The following is a 23,919-nucleotide window of genomic DNA, read 5'->3' on the forward strand; positions in this document are numbered from 1 at the left end:
GGGGAGGCGAGCCGCATGTCTCACGTCGTCAGCACTGGCACGGTTACGCTCCGCCGTGGCAAAACACGTTCATTCCGATCGGCTTGGTTCTCACCGGCTGGAACACGCGAAACTTTAGCACGCCTGTTCCCTTGCGCCCCATCGGTGAGACGCCGGATCCGCCTTGGCGGCGAACCGGCTTTCCCTGCCCTGCTCCGCAGGGAATCCGATTCCTCCCCACGGCTAAAGCCGGGGGTTTCCACGGAGGCTTTTCGATGACCGCGGCAGAAACAAGCTGTTGCATCCGCGCAACATGACTGCAACGATGACCTTCGATTCTGCGCCATCCGGTCACGCGGGATCCGCCGGCACCGTCCTCGCCGGTGAGATCCCGCTCCCGCTCTCCCCGGACCGGTCGGCCCGAATCCCCGGCCGCCCGGGGCCTGCCTCGGCGGTGTGTGAGTAGTGAGCAGCGTGTGCCGGCCCTCCGTCCGGCACACGCCTCCCGCCCCGGCGGCCAGCTGCCGTCCGCACCGGCCGCCGGGGCCTCCCGCGTGTGGAGTTCGGGCGCGAATCAGACCCAAACTCCACACGCCGGGTTCTCCGCGGCGCCGCCGGAGGACCGAACGGGCCGGCGCGAGATCCCGGCCCGCGGGCAGGAACGGCGGCAGACAGCCGGGAACGACGGCAGACAGCCGGGAGCGGCGGCAGGCTGCCGGGAGGCGCCCGGCCGGCCCGAGGGACCACCGATCTCGGCCCGGCGGGCGCGGCACGGGCTGGAGTGGGCGGCGAGCGCGCGCCGAACAGGCGGGACGGTCCAAACGGGACGGGGCGGCGTCACGCGTACCGGAGAATGTCAGCCGATCTGGACCCAGATGTCGTCGAGGGTGCCGTGGAACTGGTCGTTGTTCTGGCCCACGCCCTTGCCGCCCACCGTGAACGGCTGGGTGGACTCCACCGAGAGGGTGGCGGGGACGGCGGTGACCGTCTCCAGGCGGTCGTCGACCACGATGGCCAGGGTGGGGCCGGTGCGGCGGCACTCCAGGCGGTGCCAGCGGCCGTCGGCGACCGAGGTACGGCTGCGGGCGACATGGACGGTCGTGCCGGTCTTGTCGCTGATGCCGCAGCTCGGTTTGCCGGACAGCCCGTCGACCTGGAGCTTGTACTGGCCGCCGCCGTTCGAGTAGCCCTTCTGGAGGATGTTCTCGCCACGGCCGGTCTCGGCCGGGGACAGCAGCACGCCTGCCCCGTACCGCAGCGGCCTGGTACCGGGGTTGAGATCGGGAGTGTCGCCGGCCTGGAGGATCAGGCGCGGGCAGGCGTCGCCGGCGCATTTGGCCGGGAAACCGAGGGCCTGGCCGGCGCCGTGCGGCACCATGCGCGGGGCGCCGCCGTTGCGGGTGACGGCACGCAGCAGATGGCCGTGCCCGGAGCCGTCGTCGAAGGTGCCGTCCGCGATGGTGGTGTCGAAGTTGTACGCCGCCACGTTGTCCACGGCCGCCTCCTCCACCTGCGGCATGACCCCGGTGAACTCGACGTACCGTTTCCGGCTCAGCCCGCCGACCTGGGTGAAGTCGCCGACCGCGCTGACCGCGCCGAGCCGTGGGCTGGCCGCCAACTGCCGGGTGCCGGCGACGCCGTTGGCCTGCGGCGCCCATTCGAGCAGGTTGCCGTCGGCGTCGACGGCCGCGAGTTTGCCGCGGACCACCGAGCCGTCGGTGCAGATGCCGCGCGCCCCGTTGTTGGTGGTGGTGCAGGCCTTGTCGAAGTGGCCGCCCACGTAGACCGTCCCGGACAGAACGGTGACCGCCTGGGCGTCGCCGTCGAACACCCGGGTCCAGCGGGTCTGACCGTCGCGGGTGTACGAGACGGCCCGCCCGCCCTGGCCGCCGAGTGCCGCGTACACGCCTTCGGGGTGGGCGGCCAGCGCGAACACCTGCGACACCGGCTTCGGGGTGAACCCGCGGTCGAGCACGCCGGTGGCCGGGTCCACGGCGGTCAGCCGCAGGGTCGAGCGGACGTCGTTCGTACGGTGGAAGGCCCCGCCCAGGTAGACCCGGTCCTCGGTGACGGCGAGCGCGTTGACGGTGTCGTCGGTGGTCGGCGCCCACGCGTCGAGCGCCCCGTCGGCGGCGGTGAAGGCGGCCAGGTTGCGGCGCGGCTGTCCGTCGACGCTGCTGATCCGGCCGCCCAGGTAGACGCGGCCGTGCCCGGCGGCGATCGCGTTCGGCTGCCCGACGACGGTGTGCTGGAGCGGGGTGACCTGCCCGTCGGACCGGTTGATGCCGGCGACCGCGTCGCGGGTCTCGCCGTTGACGGTGTCGAAGTCGCCGGCCGCGTACACCACCCCCTCGTCGACGGCGAGGGCCCGCACGTTGGCGTCGGCGGACGGTCTCCAGTCGCGCAGCGCCCCGGTGTGGGCGTCGAACGCGGCGAGCCGGGTCCGCTGTTCGGTGCGCCCGTTGACCGAGGCGGTGGTGAAGTCGCCACCGACGTAGACGGTGTCACCGTGGTAGGCGACCGCGTGGACGGGGCCGTTGAACGAGGGGGACATCGACGGCTGGGACGAGACGATCTCCGCGAACGCCGTGCCACCGGCCGCGACGAGGACTGTCGCGAGGCCGGTGATCATCGCACGCCGTACGGCGGTTTTTCCGATTTTGGGGATATTGGCCACGTCAGAGCTAACTTCCGAGATCCGCAAAAGTCGCGGTGGGCACTATGCTCCCCGTACGCCATCGAAGGAGGGGAATGCAGTGCCGCAGCGTCGCCGCACGGCCGTGACCGTCACCCTGATCGCGGCCCTGGCCGTCTCCGCCGCCGGATGCGACGGCATCGAGATCGAGGTTCCGGCCGGCTCCCTGCCCGCCCCGGTCAGCATCGCCCCGGTCCCGTCCGCGTCGGCCGGGCAGCCGAGATACGTGTGCAGCACGGTCTACAAGATCCTCACCGAGGGCGCGGTCCGGCTGGCCGAGCACACCGCGAACGACGACGCGGCCGGTCTGCAGAAGACCTTCGCCGACATGGCCGGACAGGTGACGGCCGCGGCCGAGCAGAGCGCCGACCCGGCTCAGCGCGACGCCGCCGACGAGATCGCCGCGGCTCTCACCGAGGCGTCCCGGCAGCCGGACCCGGAGGCGTTCCTGACCGGCGAGTTCGCCACCATCGGGCAGAAGATCGACGGCACCTGCGCCTGACCGCCCCGGGTCCTCTCCACGTCCCGGTCACCGGCGGGGGCGCCGCAGCGGTACGGGCGGGAAGGAGCATCCGGTTGGTACCTTGCAGGCGGATGACACGTCCGCTGTGGGGGGAGCCGATGACGAGGCAGGCACTGCGGATCTGGACCACGCAGAGTTTCGCCACGTTCGGTGTCTTCGCGCTGCTGTTGCAGTCGTACCAGGCGATCTGGGACAGGGCGGCGTTCCCCGGGTTCGCCGGCCAGGTGACCGCCGCGGTGGCGGTGGCGTCGATCGGGTTCGGGCTCTACCGCACCCGGCCCGGCCGGTCCGTCGCCCGCGATCTGAGAACACCCCGCTGCCGGGTCGAGGTGGTGCCGGGCGACCTGTTCGACCAGGAGGACTTCCACCTGGTCATCGGCTTCACCGACGTCTTCGACACCGATCCCGGCGACAGCCGCATCGTCAACGAGCAGAGTGTCCAGGCCCAGCTCCTCCGGCGGGTCTACGACGCGGAGCTGGACCGGCTGGACGCCGACCTGGCTACCGCACTGGCCGGTGTCCCGGTCCGGGAGACGGTGAGCCGGGCGGACAAGACACTCGGCAAACTCGACCGATATCCGCTGGGCACGGTCGCCGTGCTCGGGACGGCACGGCGGCACTTCTTCTGTCTCGCGTACAGCTCGATGTCGGCCGGCCTGACCGCACGGTCGTCGGTGGACATCCTCTGGCACAGCCTCAGCCGCCTGTGGGAAGCCGTCGACGAGCACGGTCAGCGCCGGCCGCTGGCCATGCCGCTGATCGGCGCCGCTCTCGCCCGCGTCGACACGCTGGACCGCCGGTCTCTGCTCCGCCTGATCCTGCTCTCGTTCGTGGCCGCCTCCCGCGAGCGGGTGCGCACCACCCATCTGCGGATCGTCGTCCCGCCCGCCGAGTTCGAGGAGATCGACCGGCTGGAGCTGCAAGCCTTCGTGGACTCGCTGTGAAGCCGCGCGACGTCTTCGTCGTCCACGGCCGCGACGAGCAGGTACGCCGGGCGATCTGGGGCTTCCTGCAGTCCCTCGATCTGCACCCGCTCGACTGGCAGGAGGTGGTACGGCGAACCGGCAAGCCGATGCCGTACATGCTGGAGGTTCTGCGGACCGCGTTCCAGCACAATCAGGCGGCCGTGGTGCTGATGACCCCCGATGACGGCGCCCTCCTGCATCCGGCTCTGCGGAACCGGTCCGACAAGCCGTTCGAGGCCCGGCTGACCGGTCAGAGCCGGCCGAACGTCCTGCTGGAAGCGGGTATGGCGCTCGGCCTGCAGCCGGACCGCACGGTGCTGATCGAGTTCGGTGATCTGCGCCCGATCTCCGATCTGGCCGGGCTCAACACCATCCACTTCGACGGCGGGGTGACGAGCCTCCACAAGATCGTTCAGCGGCTGCGCCATGCCGGATGCGCGGTGAACACCGACGGCACGGACTGGATGGACCTGGGCAGGTTCCGCGGCCTGACCGCGCTGGAGCGCCGCTGGGACGACTGACGGCCGGCCGGGCGCTCACGCGAGGTCCCGCCCGAGGTGTGCTGCACCCGAGTTCGGGAGAGTAGCGTCTGGGATCCCGTCGATGTCGTACCCGGAAGGACCCCCGGTGTCTGCTGATTTCGGTCCCGATGTGGACAGCCTCGTCGCGGCCGCACGTCACATCGCCGCCCTGGACGGTCACTCGCCGAACTCCGGGCACATCCTGCTGGCCATGCTCGCTGACCCGGTGACCCCGGCGGGACAGAAACTCACCGACAGCGGCCTCACCGAGCAGATGGTCCGCGCCGGGCTGCCGGCACGTTCCACGCGCAAGGGCGCGGGCCCGGGTGACTCCGACGATCTCACCGGGTCGCTCGACCGGGCCGCCAAGCGGGCCGAGGATCTCGGGCGGCGCGTGGCCGGCTGGGAAGACCTGCTGCTGTCCATCACCGACGCCGGCACCGAGGCGGCCCGGATCATCACCGGGGCCGGGCTCCATCTCGCCGACGTCCGGGATCGTGCCCTGCTCACCCTCAACATCCCGCTGCCGCGGCGGGCCGGCACGGTGGCGGGCCAGCGGCTCCCCCCGCCGTCGGCGCCGGCCGCCGACCCGGCGCGGCCGGTCGATCCCGACCGGTCGCGCCGGGTCTTCGTCATCTACGGCCGGGACTCCGACGCGCTGCGCGCGGTCCAGGACTTCATCCGTGACCTCGGCCTGCTGCCGGTGGAGTTCGGCGAGGTGGAACAACTGAGCAACTCCGCGGCGCCGCTGGTGCCGAACACGGTGAGCCAGATCTTTCCGTACGCGCAGGCCGTGGTGGCCCTGCTGACCCCGGACGAGACCGTCTCCCTGCACGCCGACCTGCGGCGCGGCACCGACGCCCCGCACGACCGGGAGACGGGCTGCCAGAGCAGGCCGAACGTGTTCTTCGAGATCGGCATGGCGCTCGGGGTCAAGCCCGATCAGACGATCATCGTGCAGGTCGGTGAGGTACGGCCCTTCTCGGACATCGTCGGCCGCAGCGTGCTGCGGCTCGACAGCGGGGACGCCAAGGTGCTCCAGACCTTCAAACAGCGGTTGTCGACGGCGGGCTGCCCGGTCAACGACGAGGGCACCGACTGGCTGCAGACCGACCGGTTCACCACGCTCGCCGCGACGAAACGCGGGCCTAACGGTCCACGCAGTTTCTCCTGAGCCATTCCCGGCGGTGTGTCTCGGCCTGCCGTCGCGCCGACTCGGCGGCGGCCGCGGAGATCGGGACCTGCCCCCAGCGCCGCAGTTCGTCGCGGACGGCGGTGACGAAGAGCCGGCCGAGTTCGGTCAGCCGGGCCTCGTCCAGCAGGGTCTGTGCGCCGCTGGCCGCTGCCTGGCGCCACCGGGCCAGCTGGATCTCGGCCTCGGAACCGGGACCGGCGGCGCTCGCCTCGGCCGCCCAGAACGCGGAGAGGCCGAGGTGGGCGTACACCCCGTGCAGCAGGCCCCGGGCCGGTCGGGGGTCGGGACGCCAGGGCGCGTAGTAGAGGCCGTCGTCGTCCGGTTCGACCAGGGTGAACAGATCCATCAGCACGGCCAGTTCGGCGTGCCGCAGTTCGTGGGCCACCGTGGCGGCGCCGAACACCGCGTGGATGGGCGGCGACATGGCCAGGCAGCCGAACGCGTCCTCATAGGTGCCGCTGTTCTGGCCCCGGGACGGGCTCGCCAGCGGAGTGAGCAGGGTGTAGGTCGCCGCGGCCTCCTCGGCGACCGGCCGGTGCCGTGCGACCAGCACCTGCCAGGCCGCGGTGAGGTGACCGGCCCATGCCTCGGTGTCCTGACCCCACCGCTCGATCGGATGCTGCCCGCGGCCGGTCAGTCCGGGTGCCAGCAGCCAGCTGGCGCGGTCCAGCTGCAGGCCGATGCGCAGGCCGTCCGCCTCGGCACGGATCCACGGCACCGGGATGAACCGGGGATCGCCGGCGCCGACGGTGACGGACACCGTGCCCTGGCACAGCCGCGCCCCGCCTGATCCGGTACGCAGCACGACGGGCCCGGCGGCGCGGGCGGGCAGGACGACGTGCCCGAGCGTCGGCAACGGCACGATCGGTTCGGGTGTCCGCGGTGCGGGCAGCGACAGTTCGTACCGGCCGCCGGACCTGATCGCGGCGGCCGCGGCGACGTACGCCATGCGCTCCGGGCCGGGCGAGCCGTCGAGCCGTGCGGTGTTCGCGGCCTCGACCGCCCAGGCGCCGACCACCGGATGCCGCAGCACCTCCCGCAGTACGGCCGGGTCGTCGCGCCCCACCGAGGCCAGTTGATCGTAGGCCGCCGCCACGAGAACCGCCCGCGGCCCGGTCACCCGGTCGACGACCTCGCGGAGCAGCAGCTTCACCTTGCTCTCCTGTGCGCGTGCCAGCGTCTCGACGGCGGAGACACCGGCGCGGCTCCGGGCGATGGCGGTGAACATGTCCACCGGCATCCGGTGGTGGGGCACGGTCACGCGACCTCCGACTGAAGGCGGGTGACGTCCTGCTGGAGCCGGCCCCGGATGTGACCGATCAGCCGGGCGAGATCCCGGCAGTACACGGACGGGTTGTCGAATCCGGCGCCGCTGCGGTACCGGTGCGTGCGCAGGCCGCCGCCGCACACCGGATGCAGCGCGCAGGCCCGGCAGGTGGCCGGCAGGCCGGCGCGTCCCGACCGGCGCTCGGCCATCTCGGGCAGGTTCAGCACGGCGTCGAAATCGTCCCGGTGCAGATGCAGGCCGGATCGGGTGGCGCCGGGAAAGGCGCTGGTCAATGAGTCCGAGGCGACCAGGCTTCCGTCGGTCTCGATCACGACCGAGCCGGGGTACGACAGACCGACGCCCTCGAGTCCGGAATGCCCGCCGAGAAGAAGGCCGATGATCTGTTCGAACCGGCGAATGCGGGTGTCCTCCGCCGGCTCGGCGTACCAATGGTCGAAGACCGCGATCAACCATTCCGCGTACGGCGTTCGGCTGGAGCCGGCGCGCAGGCCCGGTGGCGGTTGCGTCCAATTGCCGTGCGGCAACAAGAAATCGATCATGGGCGGGCGGAAGCTTTTCAGCGCGAGATACGTCTCGACCGGTGGATTGTCCAGATCGATCGTGCACAGCAGGCCCCGGAACAGTTCGCGGGCGGGTCCGGCGTTCACCCGGTGCAGCGCGGCCGCCACCGCGTCGAAGGTGCCCCGGCCACCGGCCGTCCGGCGGTGCCGGTCGTTGGCGTCCCGGTCGCCGTCGAGGCTGACGCTGATGCCGATCCGGTGCCGTACGAACATGTCGAGCACGGCCGGGGTCAGGCGCAGGCCGTTGGTCTGCACCACCACACGGACCTTTCCGGCGCCGCGGACCGCCCGGCGGATCGTGTCCACCGTGTATTCCAGGGCCTGCTCACCGGCGAGCAGCGGCTCACCCCCGTGCAGCACCACCTCGACCGCCGGGATCCGGTGCCGGCGCACGTGCTCGGCGATGCGCCCGGCAAGTGCGTCGACGACCGGGGCGGACATCGACCGTGGACGGTTGCGCCACTCCTGATCGGGCATCCGGAACACGTAGCAGTAGTCGCAGGCCATGTCGCAGCGGCCGTGGATTTTGACGATGAACTGCCGGATCGGCCGCGGTCGCGGGGCGGGGCCCGGGGTCGTCGCCTGGATCACTTCTTCCACTTGCTCTCCCGCCATCACGCAGCCCTGTCCGGACGGCCCTGCCCGGTGAGATTTGCGACCGACGTGCATCCATATGAAGACGCAGCCGGCCCCGACATCCACCGCCTCTGTCGGGTTCCCGACATCAGAACGCACACCCCGGCACCGGCCGATGATCTGGACCAACAACGCGGGAGCGCCTATATGATGTGGTCGGCCGACCGATTCCCGGCCATCCGCCGTCGGCGGCCCCGGACAAATAACATGATCTTCGACTTCGACACGGGAGCCAGCACATGAATGCCGACCCAGACGCCGTGCAATCGGTTGTCATGGAGTCGGTATTGGTGGATCTCACTGCCGTCGATCTTAATACGGTCCGTTCGCTTCCGCGAAACGTCTTCACCAACTCTGTTTGCCGGGTGCTGGACAACAAGGACGACATCAACCAGTACGCGGCCTTCGACAGCGTCATCGGATCCGACCCGCGGGACCTGGACTAGTCACGAGCGGTCCGGGAGTTCCCGGCAGGAAGGAAGCAGACGGCGGTGCCCGGATTGTCGAATACGCGGGAGGAGCGGTCCGGTGGCCCATCGCGGGCGCGAGTGATCGGTTTCCTGTCCCCGGGGCCGGGAAGCGGCCGGACCGGAATGCTGGCCACCACCGCCACCGTGCTCGCCGCCGGCGGCAGGCGCGTGCTGCTGCTGGACGGATACCACCAGCGGATCACCCTGCACAACTACTTCTGGCCGTTCCACCTGGTGCCGGCAGGCCTCCCGGAGTCCGCCGGCCGGCAGGCGAGCCTCCGCCCGCCGGTACCCGTCGATCAGCTCGCGCACGGCGTCCCACCGGTCCACTACGGCCTGCCGATGGGACTCGGAGATCTGGATCTGCACCGGATCGCGGCGGACACACTGGGCACCTCCGAGAACGCCGCCACCGAGCTTCGCCGGGATCTGGCCGCGATGCCCTACGACTACGTCCTCATCGACTATCCGGCCGAGACGGGCGAAGGCTTCGAGGCACACCTCGCGGCGCTGTGCGATGTCGCCGTGCTCTGCTACACGCCACGGCAGATCGATCAGGCCGCCGGCATCCTCGGCCGGCTGCAGGCACGGCGTTCCGGAGACTCGCCACGGATCGTGACCGTCGGCGCCGTGCCGGCTCCTGACGTGGACAGCCGCTGGGTGCATCTGCCCACGCCGCACGGCGTACGGACCGGGACACCGCTTCCCGCCGAGCCGCCGTCGAACTTCGGCGAGCCCCCGGACGCCGCGGTGGAGGTCCGGTTGAAGGGCTACCAGATGGCCGGGATCGACCAGGTCCTGCCGCTGCTGCTGGAGACCCGCGAGGAGCTGGCGCCGTACGCACGGCTCGCCGAGGCCGTCACCGAGGGCGCCGTGGGCCTCCCGGAGATCCCGTCTCTCATCCGTACGCGTTATCAGGAGATGTTCGGATTCCGCGTCCCGGGAATGCAGAGCGTGTCGCTGCTGTACGCCCCGGAGGACCGCGGCTCCGCGGACTGGCTGGCCGGCCTGCTGCGCCGGGGCGGCATCACCGTGGAGAAGTTCGAGCCCGGGCAGGCCACGGCCGGCGGGACCGTGTGCGTGATCTCCTCCGCCGCGCTCGGCTCCGCCACGATGCGCCCGATCCTGCGCCGGATGACCACCGGCGCCGACGATCTGGTGTGGATCAAGGTCGGTGACGATGGTCCCCCACCGACCCGGCGGCCTCGGCTGACCGTCGACCTCACCGAGCCCCTGACGTGGACGCCGTCCTCGATCATCCGCGCCCGGTTCGGCCTGATCGAGCTGGCCGAGGAGAGAGCCGGCGGCGAGCCCCGGTTCCCCGCCGCCGCGTCGGTGCAGACCATGAGCCTGCCGGCGCGGAACCCCGCGTTCGTCGGGCGCGAGGATCTCCTGAACGACCTGCGCAGCCGGCTGATCAGCGACAGCGACGAGCACGTGTTCTTCGGCGGTGGCCCCGGCATCGGCAAGAGCGAGGTGGTACGTGAGTACGCGTACCGGTTCGCCTACGACTACGACATCGTGTGGTGGATCCCCGCGCAGACCGCCCGGTCGGCGCTGGCGGCCCTCACCGCGCTCGCCGACCGGATGTCGATCAAGAACCGGGCGGACGCTCCGCGCGCCGCGGTCGAAGCGCTCGGCAGACCGGACGCGCCCCGGTCCCTGCTGATCTACGACAACGCCGACGACCCGGAGGAGCTGGACGGCCTCGTCCCCCGCGGTCCCGCCTGCCATGTCCTGGTCACCTCCCGGCGTGCCGACGCGGATCAGCAGGTGTGGACGGTCGGCGCCTTCGCCGGCGCCGAGAGCGTGGCGATGCTGACCAAGCGGGTGCCGACGCTGCCGGACGACCTCGCCGGGCAGATCGCGGAGGCGGCCCACCAGCATCCCCTGGCACTGCGGATGGTCTCGGCGTGGCTGCGGGAGAGCATCCCGATCCGTCGGCGCAACGGCAACCTGACCGAGCTGGTGGCGACCTCCGAACTCGCCGGCGAGGTCATCACCCGGCTCCGCGCGGAGGACCGGACGTTCCCCGCAGAACTGCTGTCCAGCCCCGAGATGACGACCATCGCACGGTCCCTCGCGATGGTTCTCAACTCCATGGGGGTCGTACGCCTGCATCTGACCGTCCGCCTCGCCGAGCTCGCCGCGTTCCTGTCCCCGGACGGCGCCTCCCTGGACCTGCTGCGTGCCGGGCCGATCCTGCGGCTGCTGGCCGACGAGAAGGTCGCCGTTCCCGACGAGAAGCAGGGCCACGTCGCCGAGCCCTCCGCGATCGTCGCCGACGAGGGGTACATCGACGTGGTGCTGTGGTCGGGCACCCGGTACGGCCTGTTCGAGGTCGACTGGGGCTGGCGCGGCCAGGTCCGCATCCACCGCGCCGTCCAGGAGCTGCTCAAAGCCCGTATGAACGGCGACCGGGGGCAGCGGCGTGATCAGATCCAGCACGCCCTTGCCGCGTACGCGCCGAGCGACCCGCAGGTGGAGGAGCCGGCCCACGCGGCGCGGATGGCCGAGTTGCAGCGGCACTTCGACTACTGCGAGGCCACCGGGTCGGACAAGGAGCCGGTCCGCCACTGGGTCAACAAGCAGGTCCGCTACCTGTACCGGCTCCGGGACCGGATCAACTGGCAGGCGGCTCTGCGTATCGCCGAGACGGCCGCGGACGCGTGGCAGGCACAGGGCCTCACCCTTGACGACGCCCAGCTCTTCCGCCTGCGCGGGCAGGTCGCGAACCTGTACCGGGCACTCGGCGACAACGCCCGGGCCCGGAAGATCGACGAGGAGCTGCTGGCGGCATCCGACCCCGGCGCCGACCAGCCCCCGACGCTCTGGATGCTCCGGGTGCGCCGCGGGCTGGCCGGCGACCTGCGCGGCGACGGCGCGTTCATCGACGCCTGGGAACACGACAAACTGGTCCAGGAAGGTCTGCTGGCCCTGCTCGGCCGGGACCACCTGGACACCCTGATGTCCCAGCACAACCTGGCGATCTCCCAGTTCCTGGCCGGTTTCCCGCTCCAGGCCCTGACCACCGAGCAGCAGGTCTACAAGGCCTACCTGCGGTTGATGGGCCGCAGCGAGCTAGGGGTCTGGCGCACACTGTGCAACATCGGCATCTACCAGCGCGAGCTGGGCCTGCTCGACGAGTCGCTGTCGACGCTCCAGGAAGCCGCCATCGGGATCCGCCGGGTGCCGGGGCTGGACAACCGCAACCACGTCGACGTGCTCCGCATCCGCCGGGCCATCGAGGTGACCCGGCGCTGCCTGAGCGAGCCCGGGTTCACGGCGGCCGACATCGAGGAGATCAGCGACAACTACGTCGAGGTGCTGAACGCCGACCATCCCTACACGGTGGCCTGCCGGCTGTCGCTGGCCGCGGCCTACGGTGTCGAGGGCCGGGCCGACCTGGCAGTCAGCACGGCGACCGCCTGCTTGGAGGTCTACCGCCGGATACACACCGCCGGCCATCCGTTCCAGGCGGCCGCCCTCGCCAACCTCGCGATGTACCGTCGGCAGCTGGGTGACAGCGCGGGCGCGTACCAGTCCGCCTGGCAGGGACACGACAGTCTCAACGACCGCTTCGGGGTGGACCACCAGTGGACCATCGCCGCGGCCGTGAACCTCGCCGCCTGTCAGTACTCCGATCGTCAGACCGACGACGCGCGATCGCTGCTCAGCAGCACCGCGGGCGTCTCGCACGGCCGGCTGGGTGAGACACATCCGTACACCAGAGCCGCCCGGACGAACCTCACTCTCCTGGAGAAGGGCGCGCCGCCGAGCGAGTGGGTGACGCTGGACATCGACATACCTCAAACGTGAGTATGACTGTCTCGTTCGTACGTCCGACGATTCGGCCAGAAGGGGAGCTTGATGCCAGCGACCGGTGTCCACATCGACCGAGCCGACGATCTGGGACCGGAGTTCGACACGCGCGCGGATCTCTGCCGGATCACGGTGCTGACGGAACCGGACATCCGCTTCCTCACCCATGTCAACATGCGGCGCCGGAGCCTGAGCATCGACAGGGCCGAGAGCGACGAGACGGGACGGACGTCGCACCTGCGGATCGTACGGGCCGTCACCGACGAGATGCGGGCTCTGGACCGAAGTCTCCAGCATTTCCGGACCGGATCGCTGATCCGAATGGTGCTGCAGGGTGCCGGCGGCGCGTTCTTCGCCAACTCGATCTTCCTCGACGAGTACGTGATGGCGTCCACGACCGCGGGCGGCGACGTCGACCCGTCCTCGCCGGCGCGGGTGTCTCACGTCGACAAGGCGGTCTCCAAGCTGGTGGACCGGATCCGGGAGCTGGTCGGGCAACCGAGCCTGAACCCGGGCGGCTGGTTCGAGATTCCGCCGGAGTCGGAGCACGCCGACGAGGTTCCGGCCGAGGCGGTCCACGAGGAGGCCCTGCACCCCGACGGCGGCACGGCGCTCCCATCGTTCCGGAACGCGGTCGCCCGGGGTTCGCTGCAGTACGCCGCCCTGTTCCGCGGCACCGACCAACTGCTGGAAGTCGACACGTTCGAAAGCAACACCGTCAAGCAGTTCCTGACGCGGATCCCGCCGCAGATCCGCCGCGAGTTCTACCGGGAGTTCGGCAGACTCGCCGAACGGAACGTCGCGGAGCTGGCCCGGGTGAGCGCCGCGGCGACCGGTGCGCCGCTGCTGAGGGCGGTCTTCGACGTGGAGCAGGGCGCGATCTTCTACTACCGGGTCGGCGACGACCGTCACCTGATCGGAATGACGCTCGACCAGAGCGCCGTGGCAGCGGCTGATCACCATGCCGCCGCTCTTGCCGTCGATTGCCGATGACCAGGATCCGGGCGCTGTCACTGTTCCTCGCCGCATTGCTCGCGGGTACGGTCACCGGTCTGCTCCCGCAGTTCGGTGACGCCGTCGACAGCCCCGGCTATCTGGTCGCGATCACGCTGCTGCTCGCGATCGGGCTGCTCGGCAGCACCGCACAGGTCTCCGTCGACGAGCTCCGCCGGAACGGGTTACGGGTGCTGCTTGCGGTCAGCCTGGGTGTCCTGGCCAAGGTGCTGCTGATCGGCGGCGGCCTGTACCTGGTTTTCGGCGATCCCGTCTGCTTCATCCTGGGCGTGGTCGTGGCGCAGATCGATCCGCTGGCGACGGCGGCCGACCAGTCGCTGACCGGGCTCTCGGCCCGGGCCCGCTCGCTGCTGTCCGCCTGGGCGTCCTTCGACGATCCGGTGACCACGCTACTGGCCGTCTACCTGTCCGGTTTCGTGCTCGCTGCCGGCGGCTTCGACGGCGAGGAGACGGCGGGTCTCGGCACGTTCGCCGGCGCCCTCGCCGCGAACCTGGTGTTCGCCGGTGTGCTGTGGCTGCTGTGGCGGAAGCTGCTCCGGCGTTCGGCGTTGCCACCGGTTCCCGGTGAGTCCCACCTGGCGGTCGACGTGCTCGCCGTAACGCTGCTGATCGCGGTGGTGACGGTGGCGGTCAGCACGTTCTGGATGCTGGGTCTCGCTCTGGTGGGGCTGTTCATGCGCCCGTACCTCGCCATGCGTGTTCTGCCGGCCGTGACGCGGGTGGCCTTCTTCGTCGCGGCGTTCGCCCTCGGGCTCACCCTGATCGACGGTGTCGACCTCGCCCGGGGTGCGCTCCTCGGGGTGTTCGCCTATCTCGCCCAGATCGTGGTCGGGCTGGTGGTCACCACGGGATTCCCCGGTCCGGAGCGTCTGCACATCGCACTGGGCCAGCAGAACGGCATCACCGCCATCATCCTGGCGCTGGCGCTGGAACCGTTGTTCCCCGGCACGATCGGCACCGTCGCACCCGCGATCCTGTGCATCAACATGCTCCACGCGGGCGCCAACGCGCTGTCGGCGAGCCGGAGCCGGTCCGGGGTCACGACCGGGCCGACAGCTCCGACGCCGGCGGCGAAACCGCGCGCAACGACTCTGCCTCCACCCGCTCAGCGAGACGTTCCAGGGTCTCCCGGATGATGACGCGCTGCCGGGACCAGGCGAGCTGGCCGATCGTGTCGACGTGTCCGGAACTGCGCGCCGCCAGCTCCCCCAGCCCGTCCAGCCGGAACAGCGGAACCTCCTCGAACTCGCTCTCGTAGGTTCGGCAGATGGCGTTGAGACTGGCCAGTTCGTCCGGCCCGGCCGACGTCCGGTGATCGGACATCCACGTCGCCACCTCACCGCGGAACGTCTCCACCATCGCCCGGAGCAGAGTCGTGACGCCGAGTGCCGGCAGAACCTCCGGCGAGCGAACCATCGAGCGCACGCTGAGGCGGGTGGCGTCACCCCGGGACACGTCCTGTTCGACCAGGCGGAAGGTGTCGCGGAACACCGTACGCACCCGGCGGACCCCGTCGAGGGTCTCCAGCGCGCTGTCGAACAGGGATCCGACCCGTTCGGGGAGCTCGGGCCGCGCCGTGGCCGCCGGCGGTTCCACCACCGCGGCCCGGGGACGGCGGTCCCCCGCTGTCTCGATCACCGCGCGATGCAGGGACGCGAATCGCCGGTCGACGTTCAGCCGGATCTCGTCCAGTTGGTCGGCGAGTTGCTCGATGGCGCGGTCGCCGTGCTGGTTGCGGCGGCGCATCCGCTGCAGCTGATTGGAGACGGAGGTCAGCGGATCGATACCGACGGCCGTTTCCAGACGCCGGACCAAGTCCTGCACGGTGGTGGACAGGTCGTCGGCGAAATGCAGCGGATCGTGGACCAGCGGATCGGTCCCGAACCCGAGGGCGAGGGTGCGAGCGAGCTCCGGGGGCAGCTGCCCGGCCACCACGAGCTGGATCTCGACAGGCCCCGCCTCTGATCGCACCGCGTCGGCACGCAGGATCAGCCTGTCGGCGTCCTCGGACTTGAGCACGCTGTCGCTCAGCAGGATGCAGACACCCGATCGTTCGTCGCCCACCGGCAGCCAGAAGTCGACGGCGACCGCCGTGCATGGCCCCGGCAGGTGATGGCGGGAGAACCGGAGGCCGTCGCGTTCCAGGATCTGCCGGATCGCCGCCGCCACATCCTGAATACCGATCACGTCGAAGTAGGCGTGAACGTCACGGACCATGGAGAACGAGACGGGCACCCCGTCTTCGGTGGATTTGCGGTAGAGCTGGTAACACATCCGGGCGATCCGTCGGGGAACGCCGTCACAGAATTGGGCGACATACTCCGCGGTCTTCTCCGAGAAGGGTGCGAGCATAGGGGTGCCGAACGCCCGGTCCTGTGCCGCGCGGATGAAATCGACGGTGTTGCCGACGGTCATCAACGACATCGTGACGATGCCGCGCCGCACCTGTTGCCGGGTGTCCTCCTGCAGCACCTGAAGCCAATCCGGAACACCGGAGAGAACCGGGATCACCGGGGTCCGCCGCATCGCCTCGAGAAAGACCCCGAATGCGGCGCCCGCCTCGGCGTTGCTGCGGTTCGACGCGGAAAGGATCTTCTCGACCTCGTCCACGACGAGCAGCACCCGGGAGCCGTCCAGGCCCAGCGCCGTGACGAGGTCGGCGATGACCTGGATGCCGTCGTGCTCGTCCAGCAACCCGGCGGAGACGCCCCGGGCGGCGAGCGCGGCGCTCGGCAGCCGTCCCCGGATCCAGGACCAGGCGTCGTCGGCGAGCTCCCCGCCGGAGAGCAGGCTCAGGCAGACGGCAAGGCCGTGATGGCGGATCCCGTGCTCGGCCAGGGCCCGCGGTGACGGATCGGGAAGGTGGCGGATCGCGGACACCAGGTCGTCGCGGCTGATCTTCTCGGCGAGCTCACGTTGCAGGGCCAGAAAGGTGGCCGCCGGGGCGTCCAGATAGAAGGTGTGAACCCGTCCCGGTGAGTGCCGCCGCCCGTGCCGCATCAGTTCGATGCAGAGATGCGTCTTCCCGGTGCCGTGGTCGCCGAGCAGTGCGACCAGAAAGGGCTCGTCCGGCTCGTGGCCCGGCGCGCCGGCGTCACGATCGAGCAGGTTCGTCAACAGGCTCAGTGCCGCCTGGGTCGCGGTCGTACCGACGGTGAAGAAGTCGGCCGCGGCCTCGGACACCCGCGCGATCGCGGTGGGCGAGAACGGATTCGCCTGGACGCCGTCCCTGCCGTCGTCGTGTCTGCTCATCTGCGCTAGTCCTCGGAATTCATGGCATGCCTGCCTGCCTACCGGGCGGGCCGGGACACAGCGGGTCTTCCGCCCGGCTCGGAAAGGATACCCATGACACCTAGTGATCAGGTGCAGGCCGCCGTCATCGGCGGATTCGGGTCGCACCGAGGAGATCACCGGCAAGGCCGTCTCCCTCCGTGCTGTCGTGTCGCCTCTGCCCAGTCTCACGAATCCGCGGCCGGAATCGATCAATCCGCCGACAATTCCGCCACCCCGAGAAATGATCATCCCCGGGTGGAGCCGACGAATGACGACACGGCCTCGAAACTCCATCAGACACCGTGTGCGCGACCGACGCCCCGGGGATACACGGTCGAAAATATGGCCTGTTCAACCGATTCCGAAAAGCGTGGGACAACGTGCGCTGCCCGGTATGTCGACGGAGTCGAGCGCCCGGAGCGGGGCGACCACCGGGTGAGCCGCCCGTCCGGGGCATCCTGGGACAGCGTGTCCTGCGCTGTCCCAGCCAGAACAGGACACGTCTGGACGTAGGCTCACAACATGATCGATAGGCCGGTTCGCATCGGGCTGCAACTGCAGCCGCAACACATGGACTACGCCACCATCCGCCGCACCGCCTCCGAGGCCGAGGATCTGGGCCTCGACGTCCTGTTCAACTGGGACCAGATTCTCGCGCTACCACGTCCAGCGGAGTGACTAGGTAGCAAACAGGTTCTGAACTGGTCTTTTACTGCTGCATCCAGTCGCACGGCCGACAGTCTCGGCAGCGGGTGCCCGCCCGCCGCCGTCGGTCAGCAGGAGGATGCGTGTACTCCCCCCAGAGTTTCAACCGGGCCGCCGGCATTCCGTCCGGCCCCGTTCCGGTCGTCTCGTACGCCCGGATCAGCGTCGCCAAGAAGAAGGCCAAGAACGGGAAGTTCCGGCCGTTCGAGATGGGCGTCTCGAACCAGCACCGCGAGAACCGCGCCGTTGCCGCAAGGTTCGGGTGTGAGGTCGTCTGCGAGATCACGGACAACAACAAGTCCGCGTCGAAGGATCAATACCGCGAAGGTTTCGAGGACCTGATCTGGTCGCTCGCGCACGGCGGCAAGTGCCGGCAGCCCGGTCATGATCACACCTTCCAGGGCGTCATCGTCGTCGAGCAGTCGCGGCTCGCCCGGAAGTTCTACCAGTGGGAGCGGTTCACCGACACCCTGACCGACGTGCCGGAGCGGGTGTACATCCAGGGCACGTCAATGCTCGACCCCTACGGCGAGGGGTTCGAGATGATGGGCGCGCTGGAGATGGTCGGCAACAAGCGCGAGCCGAAGAAGACGAGCATCCGCGTCACCCGTGACCACATGCACCGGGCGATCGCCGGTGCTCCCGTACCCGGTCGGCGCCTTTTCGGGTACATGGCTGACGGAAAGCGTAAGAACCCCAAGGAAGCCCCGATCGCGGCGGAGATGATCGAACGTGCAGCGAAGGGGCACTCCATCACGTCAATCACCCGGTGGCTTCAGGACCAAGGCGCCCGCACGACGGTGGGGGGCGTGTGGCGGGTGTCGGCTGTTCGGACATGGCTGCGGAACCCCAAGCCGTCTGGCCTGCGGAGGATGAATCGCACCGGGTGGATCGTTCTCGATCCCGACACCGGCGAGGAGAAAATCGGGGACTGGCAGACCTACTGCACGCCGGAGGTCTGGAAGAAGATCAACGCGCGGATGGAGGAGTCGAAGGGGCGCAAGTGGGACATCAAGAATGATCAACCCGGAGCGCTGATCGACCCTTCGTCGTACGGAACGATCGGCAAGGGCAGGAAGTACCTGCTCAGCGGATTCGTCCGGTGCGGCAAGCCGACCGCCCCTGATAAGCCGGGCGGGCCGAGGTGCAACACCCAACTCACGACGGGGCCGCACCCTACGCAGAAGGACAGGTGGCAGTATCGGTGCCCGCCCAAGGCGCAGGGTGGCTGCAACGGAATCGGGCGGGACCGGGATCGGGTGGACGCTTATGTCGTCGAGACGATCATGCAGGAGTTGGAGCGGGTCCGCGGTACGGAACCCACTGTCCCGGTCGAGGAGTGGTCCGGCGGGCCTGAGTTGGATGCGGCGCTGGCGGCCCGGGCTGCGTTGATGACCGCCTGGAGTGACGGCCGGAATCCGGATATCTCTCCGGACCTGTTCTACGCGAGTCTGCTACCCGGGGCGGAACGCCGGGTTCGCGAGGCTCAACTGGACCGTGACCGGTGGTACGCGTCCCAGGTTCGCCAGGTTGGCATTCCCGCTGACCCGAGAGGCGAGTGGGAGGCGCAGGCCGACTTGCAGTGGCGGCAGGACTGGCTGTCGGATCACATCGTCGCGGTGATCGTCAAGCCGGCCAGCAGGGGCACCAAGTTCTGTCCCGACGACATCGAGATCGTCTGGCGTGACCGCTAGCAAACAGGACCCCCGCCCGGTGGGCGGGGGTCCTTCGTATCTACGTCTGCCGCTCACATCTCACGGCGATCACCGACGGCCAGCGGGGTCGGGAGAGGGCTGCCGCGTCTCTCTGGAGGGCAGGACCTTCTCGATCAGAATGGCGGCTCGCCCGGACCCCCAACGCCAGTCTGTGGAACATGACGAAGAATTGAGTTCCGGAGGCCCGGCTCGATCGCCATTCGATCTTCCCACTTACGAATCTCCCAAGGTGGTATACGTGCGTATCGATAGGCGGTTCGCATTTCTCCGGAGACGTTTTTCAGTTCGTTACCATGAACGGCCTCCCAGGCTTCGCGCTGGAACATTTCATCGACTGTTATTCCTTGACTGGCGGCATCTTTCGAATCGTCCCAGGCGTCGGTATAGGGCCGCCACCGCCTGCCGAAGTACGCTTCGATTTCGTCGGCACAGACTATTCGCGGACTCCAGTCGCCGAGGTGGAATGGAAGGGCGCCCGGAAGGGCGCAGGCGAACTTCATAGCCCATCCGATCTCGAAGAGGCGAAAGTCACCCTCGACGACGCCTCGGCTCTTCGCCTCGCGCCAGTGTCGCTGGATTTCGGCGGCGTACTCCGGCGTTCCCCCCTCCGCGACGAAGGCTTCGAATCCAGGCTGTTCGAGAAGGTTCTGCCGAGGGTAGGCGGATTGCCAGGCTGCAATCTCGTCGAGGGCAACGCCGGCGCGCAGCCAGCGTGTCTCGGGGTTCCGAGGGTTGAGGTCCTGGATCGTCCGGCCGGCGCGTTTCCAGGAGTCGATCGCCCGAACGTATGCCAGGCGGAGGGCGAGCGGCTGCATCACGTTGTAGCCGGACTGGGTGACCAGGAGTGCACGTCGCCAGGCGACGGCTTCGCGCGGTGTCACGGACGCCGCGAAGTACTCAAGGACCGTGTCGATCTCGTCCTGGAGAGGGAAGGGAGGATCTGGCTGGGAAACTTGATCTGGGGGATAAACGCGTTCTGGCAGGTTCGCTACACCCCGGTACGGCATCGCCCCTATTCGCAGGAGGGCTTTCCATGCCGTCATCCAGTCCGGCTCGGCGGATGATGTCTCCCGTTTGTATTCCAGAACCATTTCTGCTGCGAGAGCGCTGACTTCCGGCGGAACATCGCTCCAGTATTGGGGATCATCGGGGAGCGGTTCCGGAAACGCGTGGCTGGTGATGTCGACCGCTGTCATGTCTACTCCTTCATCAATGTGGTCCGACGAGGCAGTTATCGGCTGGTTGAGGTGTCGGCCGTACCGCCTGTGCGGGATTTTCTGTGCCTGTGAACCTCGTTTTGGCCGCGGCCTCGAGTGGGCAGAGGCCCCGCCCGATGGGTGGATCTCTGCGGCCGAGCCTTACCGGGCTGCCTCGGCGTACCGGTGCGCTGCTCGCTCCTGCCGCCCGGCGGTCATCGGCGGCCGCTTGGCGACCGTGGCGGCGGCTGCCTCGCGGATCTGCTCCCACACGGCGTCGGACAGTGCGGTGCCGATCGTGTTCAGGGGGCGTGCGGTCTTGTTGGTGGCCATCTGCGTTGCTCCGATGTGTCGGACGGGTCGGACCCATCCGTTCTCGGCAGTCCGGTTCCCGAATCGGGCAGCGGAGCGTTTCAGCAGCTCAGGGCACCTTTGTGTCGGCCGATTGCGGTCCCGGCCGCTCGGCGGACCCGTTCCGGGGCGTGCTGATGCTGTCCGGCGTCAGAGCGCGGTGCCTCCGCGGCCGTCAGTGGCGTTCGGCATGAGGGCGGGAGGTGTCGGTAGCAGGTGGGCGCCTTGAACGCTGTCGCATAGACGACCATTGATTGCTCAGTGTGCGGGCATCGATACTCGATGCAGTCGAGCATGGTCTGGCACCACGGGAGCGCTGTGGACATCGGATGGGTTCTACGCTCGCTGGAGCGGTCCGCGAGGCTTCGGGTCGTTTCTGACGAGGACCTGTCGAAGGATGTCCGGAACAAGGTCCAGGAGTTTTTGGAGGACGATCCCGGCTTCCAGTTCGCGAAGGATGCCGGCCCGATCCTCAAAATGCCCCCGCTGATCAGGGTCAGCCCCGCGAGGATTCTCCACGAACTCGGCCGCGCCACTGTGTTCCTGGACGACTCACCGTTCGCGCAGGCTGCCCGGCATTGGGCTCATCTTCGCTACTGCACCACGCTGGCCAGCGAGAACTTCCTCACGCTGTCCCGGTACGGGTTCGACGTCGTGCACCATCACAAGCAGGTCCAGTCGGAGCAGTTGGGCATCGGCCTGGCCATCGTGGTGGCCAAGGACGCGCTCCATCGGCTGCACCCGGGCTGGGAGTTCACTGCTGTGGACGCTGATGTGGCCCTCGACGTCGGCTTCATCAAGGGCGTCGGACCGATCCGGCAGGTGGCGGGCACGAGGAAGCGTCCCGACTACTTCCTGGTGGGGCGCCGACTCTACGGCAAGGGCGGAGCGTTCAAGATGGTCATCCTCGAATGCAAGGGCACCCACAGGAGCAAGGCTTTCGTGATCGAACAACTGGCGCGGGCGTCGGTTCAGGTGCGCACCGTGGAGATCGGCAACCGGGTACCTACCGGCTTCATGATCGGCTCGTACCTGTCCGGCTCCGAGATCATCAGTTACGCCCTGGACCCTCCCGGTGTCGATGAGATGTGGCAGGGCTCGGGGAAGGAGATGGACCGGCTGCTGAAAGAGAACCCGGGCGACAGGTCCTGGTATCCGACCATCCCCGAGCCCACGACCACCGCGGCCGGCGAAGGGTCGGAGGAGGGGGCACCGGAAGACGACACGGTGGAGTCGTCGCTGGCGGATGACTGGGTTCCCGGTGCTCCGCCGATCTACCAGATTCCCGAGGAGGAAAGGAGCTGGTTCTTCCGGGTACTTGCCCGAACCGCGGCAGCCACCGCGCTCGCGTTCGCTGGGAACACAGCGGCTGCCGCCGAATTGGGAACGCCGCGTCAACGGGCCGAGGAGGATCGCGATCATCAGTTGCTGCTGGACGTGCAGCCGCGGTGGCGGGGCGATACGACGAAGACTGTCCGGCTCGCCGACGGTCTGAGTTTCGAGGGTACGGCCAGCCGGATGGCGCTTCCTGACAACTCGGAGCTCGAGGTGTTCCGCGGTGTCGAGTCCCGCCTGTACGGCTATCTCGCCGAGGGCAGGGTGGGCCCCTACATTCGGGCGTCGAACCGGCTGTGGCGCCGGTGGTCCCAGCCGGCGCCTTCAGGCAACGAGGTGATCTCCGTCGGTGCCGACGGAACCGCCCTCATCATCAGGCGTGCCCGATGAGGCGGCTTCTGGTTTACGGTGGGTTCTCCCATCGATGTTGTCGGCGCCCTCACTCCAGTGCTGCTTCGATGCTGGGGAGCGCGTCTTCCAGCCTCCGAAACACCTCGGCGCCGTCGGGGACCTTGCCCTTCATCCTCAGCAGGTAGCTGACCGTCTTTTTCTCCCCCACGACGATGTTGGCGTAGCCGCTGGCGCAGCAGAGGTAGAGGGTGTCGTTGAGGTCGTTGCCCTCCCACTTGTCATCGGCGTTGGAGACCCGCAGGTGAACGAGTTCGCGGAAGCGTCCGAGCATGGGCACTGCGGCAAGGTCGTGTTCGGACTGGGTGAGGCTCCACTGGTAGAACTGTTCCGGTGTCAGCCCGGCGGCTCCGGCTGCGGCGGTCAGCTCGTCGTTGATGTCGGACATGAAGCGGACTCTGGTCACGAGCCGCAGTTGCTGGCGGGCTTTCGGGTTGCCGCGTACGTGCACGGCCAGTTCCTGGAACGATGCGGCCCATCGGTCGGTCTTGCGCAGGCCGGCGTCGGACACCAACCGCCGCGTGTCGACGAAGGTCTCCACCATCGCGGTAGCCCATGTCAGGCGGCCGACCAAGGATTCGAGGTCGGCTGGCAGCGGATCCTGCTCTGATGGGGCTGGCAGCTGCTGTTCGGTTCGGCTGCTCCACATGGCGCCGGGTTCCACGGTGAACACCTGCGACTTCGTGAGTGCCGGCCCCGATGCGAAGATCTGGCTTAGCTCGTGGTCTTCGACGCGCAGCGGGCTGCACATCTGCCAGCCCTGGGAGAGCTTCAGCATGACCTGCGCGACCTCAGTGCGCTGCCGGTCTGCCTTCTTCGCGATCTCGCCGAGGTGAGCGGCCGATACCGGCAGGATGATCTGCCCCGCTTCGGCGAGTTCGGCGATCCGCTTGCACACCTGGCGTCGTTCCGGTGAGAGTTGTGGTGATCCGACGGCGTGGCGTGCCATGTCGATCCAGTGGTTCTGGTCGAGGTAGACGACCGGGTGGTCAACCGCCGTCCGTACCGTCCCGATCTTCATGGTGACGTCCGACCCGTTGAGCAGGTTGACCCGCAGGGTTGATGTCGCGATGTCGAAGATCGTGTGGCGGATGTAGTCAGCTTCGGTGATGAGGCCGATGTCGCCTTGCGACCTGCGGCCGTCGGTGAACTCGATCTCGACGATGCCGGTGCTGGGGGTGTGGCTGATGGCGGCGATGCCGAACATTGGGTGGTTCGGGCTGACCTCGATCGGGGGCTCCGGGCGCATTCGAATATGGGAGCATGCG

At 68.9% G+C, this 23,919-nt stretch carries 18 protein-coding genes; 11 read left to right on the forward strand and 7 right to left on the reverse strand.

Features of this window, described 5'->3' with window-relative positions:
- Window positions 1–835 precede the first annotated feature (835 nt).
- The gene (locus tag AB0I88_RS15035) at window positions 836–2,611 is read right to left on the reverse strand and encodes a LamG domain-containing protein (protein ID WP_361023387.1); all 1,776 of its coding nucleotides are present in this window, start codon (window positions 2,609–2,611) and stop codon (window positions 836–838) included.
- Between the two features lie 124 nt (window positions 2,612–2,735).
- Here AB0I88_RS15035 and AB0I88_RS15040 point away from each other — a divergent pair, with 124 nt between their 5' ends.
- From AB0I88_RS15040 to AB0I88_RS15055, 4 genes are all read left to right on the forward strand, one after another.
- A complete protein-coding gene (locus AB0I88_RS15040; RefSeq protein WP_361023390.1) occupies window positions 2,736–3,176 on the forward strand; it encodes a hypothetical protein in 441 nt (146 codons plus the stop codon).
- Window positions 3,177–3,268: 92 nt separating this feature from the next.
- Window positions 3,269–4,141 carry a macro domain-containing protein gene (locus tag AB0I88_RS15045; protein WP_361023393.1) on the forward strand — a complete coding sequence of 291 codons (873 nt, stop codon included), beginning with the start codon at window positions 3,269–3,271 and terminating at the stop codon, window positions 4,139–4,141.
- Window positions 4,138–4,683 carry a nucleotide-binding protein gene (locus AB0I88_RS15050; protein ID WP_361023396.1) on the forward strand — a complete coding sequence of 182 codons (546 nt, stop codon included), beginning with the start codon at window positions 4,138–4,140 and terminating at the stop codon, window positions 4,681–4,683. The genes AB0I88_RS15045 and AB0I88_RS15050 overlap by 4 nt, the downstream gene beginning before the upstream one ends.
- 106 nt (window positions 4,684–4,789) lie before the next feature.
- Entirely contained in the window at window positions 4,790–5,857 is a 1,068-nt protein-coding gene (locus AB0I88_RS15055; protein ID WP_361023399.1) for a TIR domain-containing protein, read from the forward strand.
- Here AB0I88_RS15055 and AB0I88_RS15060 read toward each other — a convergent pair.
- The gene (locus tag AB0I88_RS15060) at window positions 5,832–7,139 is read right to left on the reverse strand and encodes an HEXXH motif-containing putative peptide modification protein (RefSeq protein WP_361023402.1); all 1,308 of its coding nucleotides are present in this window, start codon (window positions 7,137–7,139) and stop codon (window positions 5,832–5,834) included. The two genes, AB0I88_RS15055 and AB0I88_RS15060, sit on opposite strands and share 26 nt — an antisense overlap.
- Complete coding sequence (locus AB0I88_RS15065; protein ID WP_361023405.1) at window positions 7,136–8,326, reverse strand: FxsB family cyclophane-forming radical SAM/SPASM peptide maturase; 1,191 nt, start codon at window positions 8,324–8,326, stop codon at window positions 7,136–7,138. Before AB0I88_RS15065 ends, AB0I88_RS15060 begins: the two co-directional genes overlap by 4 nt.
- A gap of 275 nt (window positions 8,327–8,601) precedes the next feature.
- On the opposite strand from AB0I88_RS15065, the gene AB0I88_RS15070 reads away from it, so the two are divergent.
- The 4 genes from AB0I88_RS15070 to AB0I88_RS15085 are packed head-to-tail and all read left to right on the forward strand — an operon-like array spanning window position 8,602 to window position 14,804.
- Window positions 8,602–8,808: a hypothetical protein gene (locus AB0I88_RS15070; RefSeq protein ID WP_361023408.1), complete on the forward strand. Its 207-nt coding sequence runs from the start codon at window positions 8,602–8,604 to the stop codon at window positions 8,806–8,808.
- A 45-nt stretch (window positions 8,809–8,853) separates the two neighbouring features.
- Complete coding sequence (gene fxsT, locus AB0I88_RS15075) at window positions 8,854–12,651, forward strand: FxSxx-COOH system tetratricopeptide repeat protein (RefSeq protein ID WP_361023411.1); 3,798 nt, start codon at window positions 8,854–8,856, stop codon at window positions 12,649–12,651.
- Between the two features lie 51 nt (window positions 12,652–12,702).
- Window positions 12,703–13,647 carry a hypothetical protein gene (locus AB0I88_RS15080; protein WP_361023414.1) on the forward strand — a complete coding sequence of 315 codons (945 nt, stop codon included), beginning with the start codon at window positions 12,703–12,705 and terminating at the stop codon, window positions 13,645–13,647.
- Window positions 13,644–14,804, forward strand: coding sequence for a hypothetical protein (locus AB0I88_RS15085; RefSeq protein ID WP_361023417.1), 1,161 nt, complete (start codon window positions 13,644–13,646; stop codon window positions 14,802–14,804). Before AB0I88_RS15080 ends, AB0I88_RS15085 begins: the two co-directional genes overlap by 4 nt.
- On the opposite strand, the gene AB0I88_RS15090 is transcribed toward AB0I88_RS15085, so the two are convergent.
- Complete coding sequence (locus AB0I88_RS15090; RefSeq protein WP_361023420.1) at window positions 14,707–17,085, reverse strand: hypothetical protein; 2,379 nt, start codon at window positions 17,083–17,085, stop codon at window positions 14,707–14,709. The genes AB0I88_RS15085 and AB0I88_RS15090 overlap by 98 nt on opposite strands.
- 378 nt (window positions 17,086–17,463) lie before the next feature.
- Between AB0I88_RS15090 and AB0I88_RS15095 the strand changes: the two genes are divergently transcribed.
- Together AB0I88_RS15095 and AB0I88_RS15100 are read left to right on the forward strand one after the other, a co-directional pair.
- Complete coding sequence (locus AB0I88_RS15095) at window positions 17,464–17,619, forward strand: hypothetical protein (protein WP_361023423.1); 156 nt, start codon at window positions 17,464–17,466, stop codon at window positions 17,617–17,619.
- 74 nt (window positions 17,620–17,693) lie between these two features.
- The gene (locus AB0I88_RS15100) at window positions 17,694–19,340 is read left to right on the forward strand and encodes a recombinase family protein (RefSeq protein WP_361023426.1); all 1,647 of its coding nucleotides are present in this window, start codon (window positions 17,694–17,696) and stop codon (window positions 19,338–19,340) included.
- Between the two features lie 134 nt (window positions 19,341–19,474).
- Here the strand turns inward: AB0I88_RS15100 and AB0I88_RS15105 are convergent, their stop codons facing one another.
- The gene (locus AB0I88_RS15105) at window positions 19,475–20,557 is read right to left on the reverse strand and encodes a hypothetical protein (protein WP_361023428.1); all 1,083 of its coding nucleotides are present in this window, start codon (window positions 20,555–20,557) and stop codon (window positions 19,475–19,477) included.
- A 162-nt stretch (window positions 20,558–20,719) separates the two neighbouring features.
- Window positions 20,720–20,890 carry a hypothetical protein gene (locus AB0I88_RS15110; protein WP_361023431.1) on the reverse strand — a complete coding sequence of 57 codons (171 nt, stop codon included), beginning with the start codon at window positions 20,888–20,890 and terminating at the stop codon, window positions 20,720–20,722.
- A gap of 300 nt (window positions 20,891–21,190) precedes the next feature.
- Between AB0I88_RS15110 and AB0I88_RS15115 the strand changes: the two genes are divergently transcribed.
- A complete protein-coding gene (locus AB0I88_RS15115) occupies window positions 21,191–22,633 on the forward strand; it encodes a hypothetical protein (protein ID WP_361023433.1) in 1,443 nt (480 codons plus the stop codon).
- Between the two features lie 49 nt (window positions 22,634–22,682).
- On the opposite strand, the gene AB0I88_RS15120 is transcribed toward AB0I88_RS15115, so the two are convergent.
- The gene (locus AB0I88_RS15120; RefSeq protein WP_361023436.1) at window positions 22,683–23,900 is read right to left on the reverse strand and encodes a hypothetical protein; all 1,218 of its coding nucleotides are present in this window, start codon (window positions 23,898–23,900) and stop codon (window positions 22,683–22,685) included.
- Window positions 23,901–23,919: the final 19 nt, after the last annotated feature.

Origin of the sequence: Actinoplanes sp. NPDC049802, from assembly GCF_040656595.1 — a bacterium.
Taxonomy (GTDB): domain Bacteria; phylum Actinomycetota; class Actinomycetes; order Mycobacteriales; family Micromonosporaceae; genus Actinoplanes.

What these genes read in the sequence shown, in the direction of transcription:
- AB0I88_RS15035 (WP_361023387.1), bottom strand. Translation starts at nt 2,611, where the DNA reads ATGATCACCGGCCTCGCGACAGTCCTCGTCGCGGCCGGTGGCACGGCG.
- AB0I88_RS15045 (WP_361023393.1), top strand. Translation starts at nt 3,269, where the DNA reads ATGACACGTCCGCTGTGGGGGGAGCCGATGACGAGGCAGGCACTGCGG.
- AB0I88_RS15070 (WP_361023408.1), top strand. Translation starts at nt 8,602, where the DNA reads ATGAATGCCGACCCAGACGCCGTGCAATCGGTTGTCATGGAGTCGGTA.
- AB0I88_RS15080 (WP_361023414.1), top strand. Translation starts at nt 12,703, where the DNA reads ATGCCAGCGACCGGTGTCCACATCGACCGAGCCGACGATCTGGGACCG.
- AB0I88_RS15085 (WP_361023417.1), top strand. Translation starts at nt 13,644, where the DNA reads ATGACCAGGATCCGGGCGCTGTCACTGTTCCTCGCCGCATTGCTCGCG.
- AB0I88_RS15095 (WP_361023423.1), top strand. Translation starts at nt 17,464, where the DNA reads ATGATCGATAGGCCGGTTCGCATCGGGCTGCAACTGCAGCCGCAACAC.
- AB0I88_RS15105 (WP_361023428.1), bottom strand. Translation starts at nt 20,557, where the DNA reads ATGACAGCGGTCGACATCACCAGCCACGCGTTTCCGGAACCGCTCCCC.
- AB0I88_RS15110 (WP_361023431.1), bottom strand. Translation starts at nt 20,890, where the DNA reads ATGGCCACCAACAAGACCGCACGCCCCCTGAACACGATCGGCACCGCA.
- AB0I88_RS15115 (WP_361023433.1), top strand. Translation starts at nt 21,191, where the DNA reads ATGCAGTCGAGCATGGTCTGGCACCACGGGAGCGCTGTGGACATCGGA.
- AB0I88_RS15120 (WP_361023436.1), bottom strand. Translation starts at nt 23,900, where the DNA reads ATGCGCCCGGAGCCCCCGATCGAGGTCAGCCCGAACCACCCAATGTTC.